The sequence below is a fragment of the Xanthobacter agilis genome, from assembly GCF_021730435.1.
Classification (GTDB): domain Bacteria; phylum Pseudomonadota; class Alphaproteobacteria; order Rhizobiales; family Xanthobacteraceae; genus Xanthobacter; species Xanthobacter agilis.
Genome location: NZ_JABWGX010000059.1, coordinates 1 through 4,688, shown reverse-complemented (window position 1 = coordinate 4,688; position 4,688 = coordinate 1). Strand labels below are relative to the sequence as shown.

Here is a 4,688-nt window from a genome sequence, read left to right as displayed (position 1 = left end):
TACGAGATTCTTGCGGCCCAGCTTCGAGGGGCGCAGCGGTGGTCGCAATTTCAGGTCGCGCCGGGGCGGCGCGGGGATGGGCACAGATGGACGCGACGATGGACGGTTTGGGCACGGCTCCGCTCGAGCCCATCAACAAGGCGAAGGGGACGGGACGCATTTCCGATCCCATCTTCGTGGGCTTGCTGTGGGCCAGCGGCATTTTCGTTCTCGTGCTGCTCGGGCTCATCATTGCCGAGCTGTTCCAGGGTGGCCTGCCGGCGCTGCAGCATTTCGGCCTCGAATTCATCTGGACCGCAACCTGGAACCCGGTGACTGAGAATTACGGCGCGCTGGTGATGATTTACGGCACGCTGTTCAGTGCCGTCATCGCCGTGGTCGTGGCCTTGCCGCTGTCCTTCGGCATCGCCTTCTTCCTCACCGAGATCGCGCCCCAGGCGCTCAAGCGCCCGATCGGCGTGGCGGTGCAGCTGCTGGCCGCGGTGCCCTCCATCATCTATGGCATGTGGGGCTTCTTCGTCATCGTGCCGCTCATGGCGGCCTATGTGCAGCCGCCGCTGATCAGCCTGTTCGGCGACCTGCCGGTCATCGGCCTCCTGTTCCAGGGGCCGCCGCTCGGCTCGGGCATGCTGACCGCGGGCCTCATCCTGGCGGTGATGATCCTGCCCTTCATCACGGCCATGTTTGTCGAGACCTTGGAATCGGTTCCCGCCATGCTGAAGGAATCCGCCTACGGCGTCGGTGCGACCACCTATGAGGTCTACAAGAACGTGTCGGTGCCCTACGGCAATACGGCCATGGTGGGTGCCATCATGCTCGGTCTCGGCCGTGCGCTGGGCGAAACCATGGCGGTTACCTTCGTGATCGGCAACGCCAACCGTCTGTCGGCGTCCCTGTTCGCGCCGGGCGCCACCATCGCCTCCACTATCGCCAACGAATTTCCGGAGGCGGGCATCGGCTCGCTGAAGCTGACCTCGCTGCTGCAGCTCGGCTTCATCCTGTTCGTCATTTCCTTCATCGTGCTGGCTCTGTCCCGGGCGCTCGTGCGCTCGCGGATGGATTGACCGGGAGTCGTCGCGCATGGCTTCGCTCGCCGCCCGCCGCGCCAAGGACAACGCCGTCAAGGCGGTGTCCACGGGCTTCGCGGTTTTCGCTCTCTTCCTCCTGGCCTGGATCCTGTGGACGCTGCTCGCGCGCGGATTGCCGGCGCTCAGCCTGTCCGTGTTCACCCACGTCACGGCCCCGCCCGGCGAGACCGGCGGCCTCGCCAATGCCATCGTCGGCTCCCTGATCCAGGTGGGCATCGCCATGCTCATCGGCGCGCCCATCGGCATCTTCGCGGGCACGTTCCTGGCCGAGAACGGCAAGGGCACCCGGGTCGCGTCCGCGGCCCGGTTTGTGAACGACATCCTGCTGTCGGCGCCGTCCATCCTGGTGGGCCTGTTCATCTACACCCTGCTGGTGGTGCCGCTCGGCGGCTTCTCCGGCTGGGCAGGCGCACTGGCGCTCGCCATCCTGGTGATCCCGGTGGTGGTACGCACCACCGAGGACATGCTGAACCTAGTGCCGGTCGGCCTGCGCGAGGCCGCGTTCGCCCTCGGCGCGCCGCAATGGAAGGTCGTGATGTTCGTGACCTGGCGCGCCGCGCGCGCCGGCATCGTCACCGGCCTGCTGCTGTCCATCGCGCGCGCGGCGGGCGAAACTGCGCCGCTGCTGTTCACCTCGCTTGGCAACAATGCGTGGTCGCTGGACCTGACCAAGCCCATGGCCAGCCTGCCGGTCGCGATCTATCAGTATGCCGGCAGCCCGTTTGACGACTGGGTTGCGCTGGCCTGGGCGGGCGCGCTTCTCATCACCGTGGGCGTGCTGGTGCTGAACGTGGCCTCCCGCCTGGTGCTGGCTCGCGGTCATTGACCGCGACGCGCGCACCCGCCCGGCGGGTCCGTACCGCTGATTTCATCCGGCGCGATGGGCGCCGGGTTGCCGAAGATCCAAAGCCCGGCTGCCCCCGGGCATCAAAATTCAAGTGAGGCTCAGATGACGTCTGCGGTCGATCCCACCCTCAGCATCGCCACCTCGGTCGCGGCCAAGGCCGATGCGCCGCCCGCCCCGGTCAAGCTCAAGGTGGAAAATCTTCAGTTCTATTATGGCCAGAGCCATGCGCTGAAGAGCATCAATTTCGAGATCCCCGAGAAGCGCGTGACGGCGATGATCGGCCCCTCGGGCTGCGGCAAGTCCACGCTGCTGCGCGTGTTCAATCGCATGTATGACCTGTATCCCGGCCAGCGTGCCGAGGGGCAGGTGCTGTTTGACGGCGTGAACATCATCGGCCGGGAGCTGGACTCCACGGTGGTGCGCAGCCGCATCGGCATGGTGTTCCAGAAGCCCACACCCTTCCCCATGTCTATCTACGACAACATCGCCTTCGGCGTGCGCCTGCACGAGCGGCTGAACAAGGCGCAGATGGACGAGCGCGTGGAATGGTGCCTGCGCAAGGCGGCCATCTGGGACGAGACCAAGGATCGCCTTCACACCTCGGCGCTGGGCATGTCCGGCGGTCAGCAGCAGCGCCTGTGCATCGCCCGCACGATTGCGGTGCGCCCGGAGGTGATCCTGCTCGACGAGCCGACCTCCGCGCTCGATCCGATCTCGACCTCGAAGATCGAAGACCTGATCGACGAGCTGAAGCAGGACTTCACGATTGTCATCGTGACCCACAACATGCAGCAGGCCGCACGCTGTGCCGATATCACCTCCTTCTTCTATCTGGGCGAGCTGATCGAGGTGGCGCCTTCGGACGTGATCTTCACGAACCCGAAGGAGATCAAGACACGTGACTACATCACCGGCCGCTTCGGCTGACGGAAGAAGGATGGGCGAGATGCCAGACCATACCGTGACGTCCTTCGACGTCGAGCTCAAGGACATCGGCCGCAAGGTGGTCGAGATGGGCGGTCAGGCCGAACGCCTGGTGGCCGACAGCGTGACCGCGCTCATCAAGCGCGACATCGCCATCGCCCAGAAGGTGGTGTCGCTTGATGCCGGCATCGACCAGGTGCAGCGCGAGATCGAGGAAAAGTCGGTGCTTGTCATCGCCAAGCGCCAGCCGGTGGCGAGCGATCTGCGGGAGATCGTGGCGGCGATCCGCATCGCCAACGATCTCGAGCGCATTGGCGACCTTGCCAAGAATGTCGGCAAGCGCGTGATCGCCATTGAGGGCGAGTATCATCCGCAGAAGTTGGTGCGTGGGGTGGAGCACATGTCCGACCTCGTCCTCGAGCAGCTCAAGGAGGTGCTCGACGCCTATGCGGCTCGCAACGAGCGGAAGGCGCTGGATGTGTGGGGGCGCGACGACGCCATCGACACCATGTACACCTCGCTGTTCCGCGAATTGCTCACCTATATGATGGAAGATCCGCGCAACATTTCAGTGTGCACGCATCTTTTGTTCTGCGCGAAGAATATTGAACGCATGGGCGACCATGCCACCAATATCGCGGAGATCGTGTATTACATGGTCACCGGTCAGACCCTGCCGGAGAGTCGTCCGAAGGCGGACGCCTCCAGCGACACCACGGTGGCCTTTCCCGGCAAGACCGTGCAGGGGTGATGCGAAAGGCGGTGCGCGCGTTTCTGACGCGCGCCGCGGCCGCCGGCGGGTGCCGTAACGGCCTCCAGGGCGCGCGAAAGTCGGGCGCGCGCCACGGATGACGATTGGCGATGATCTCTTCGACATGGATGTAGGGCTGTGCCGGCGCGTATTCTGATCGTCGAGGACGAAGAGCCGTTGACCCTTCTGCTCCGTTACAATCTGGAGTCGGAGGGGTATGCCGTCGAGAATGTCGGCCGCGGTGACGATGCCGAAACACGGTTGCGCGAAAGCGTGCCGGACCTGGTCATTCTCGACTGGATGCTGCCGGGCTTGTCCGGCATCGAGTTGTGTCGGCGGCTGCGCACGCGACCGGAAACCGAGCGCCTGCCGGTGATCATGCTCACGGCGCGCGGGGAGGAGACCGAGCGCGTGCGCGGCCTCTCAACCGGTGCCGACGATTATGTGGTCAAGCCGTTCTCGGTTCCGGAACTGCTGGCGCGGGTGCGCGCGCTGCTGCGTCGGGCCAAGCCGGAGCATGTGGCGACGCTGCTGCGGGCGGGGGATATCGAGCTCGATCGCGAAACCCACCGGGTGCATCGCGCCGGGCGGGAAGTGCATCTCGGGCCGACCGAATTCCGGCTGCTCGAATTCCTCATGCAGAGCCCGGGCCGGGTCTTCTCCCGCGAGCAGCTTCTGGATGGGGTCTGGGGGCAGGACGTCTATATCGACGAACGGACCGTCGATGTGCATGTGGGCCGCCTGCGCAAGGCGATCAACCGCGGCCGCCAGTCGGACCCGATCCGAACCGTGCGCGGCGCGGGATATTCCTTCAACGAGATGTTCGCCCGCAGCCACTGAGCGCGCCCGCCTGGAGCATTTCCGGTGAACTCCCCGTTCACCGGAAATGCTCTAAGTCTTTGTTTTGTCGCAATTCCAGGTGCAAAACCGCTGCACGATCTCGCTGGAATTGATCTAGGCCGTAGTGACGATTTAACTGTCTGAGCCAGATGGCGATTGCGGCGAGTTTGACGAAGCCCATGAAGTTGACGAGCAACTTGTCGTATCGTGTGGCGACGCGCCGGAACTGTTTGAGCTT

Annotated in this window: 5 protein-coding genes and 1 pseudogene; 5 read left to right on the top strand and 1 reads right to left on the bottom strand. The window is 64.7% G+C overall.

The annotated features are described in order from the left end of the window. Nucleotides 1-86 precede the first annotated feature (86 nt). The 5 genes from pstC (at nucleotide 87) to phoB (ending at nucleotide 4,450) form a co-directional block, all read left to right on the top strand. A complete protein-coding gene (pstC, locus tag HUW53_RS21650) occupies nucleotides 87-1,064 on the top strand; it encodes a phosphate ABC transporter permease subunit PstC (protein WP_237347815.1) in 978 nt (325 codons plus the stop codon). A gap of 16 nt (nucleotides 1,065-1,080) precedes the next feature. Further along, nucleotides 1,081-1,914 (top strand): phosphate ABC transporter permease PstA, encoded by an 834-nt coding sequence (gene pstA / locus HUW53_RS21645; RefSeq protein ID WP_237347814.1) that lies wholly within the window; start codon nucleotides 1,081-1,083, stop codon nucleotides 1,912-1,914. A gap of 123 nt (nucleotides 1,915-2,037) precedes the next feature. Then, nucleotides 2,038-2,862: a phosphate ABC transporter ATP-binding protein PstB gene (pstB, locus tag HUW53_RS21640; protein WP_237347813.1), complete on the top strand. Its 825-nt coding sequence runs from the start codon at nucleotides 2,038-2,040 to the stop codon at nucleotides 2,860-2,862. A 19-nt stretch (nucleotides 2,863-2,881) separates the two neighbouring features. Next, on the top strand, nucleotides 2,882-3,610 hold the full coding sequence (gene phoU / locus HUW53_RS21635; protein ID WP_237347812.1) for a phosphate signaling complex protein PhoU: 729 nt from the start codon (nucleotides 2,882-2,884) through the stop codon (nucleotides 3,608-3,610). 138 nt (nucleotides 3,611-3,748) lie between these two features. After that, nucleotides 3,749-4,450, top strand: coding sequence for a phosphate regulon transcriptional regulator PhoB (phoB, locus tag HUW53_RS21630; RefSeq protein ID WP_237347811.1), 702 nt, complete (start codon nucleotides 3,749-3,751; stop codon nucleotides 4,448-4,450). 139 nt (nucleotides 4,451-4,589) lie between these two features. On the opposite strand, the pseudogene HUW53_RS21625 reads toward phoB, so the two are convergent. Then, a pseudogene (locus HUW53_RS21625) lies at nucleotides 4,590-4,688 on the bottom strand (IS5/IS1182 family transposase); the annotation flags it as partial.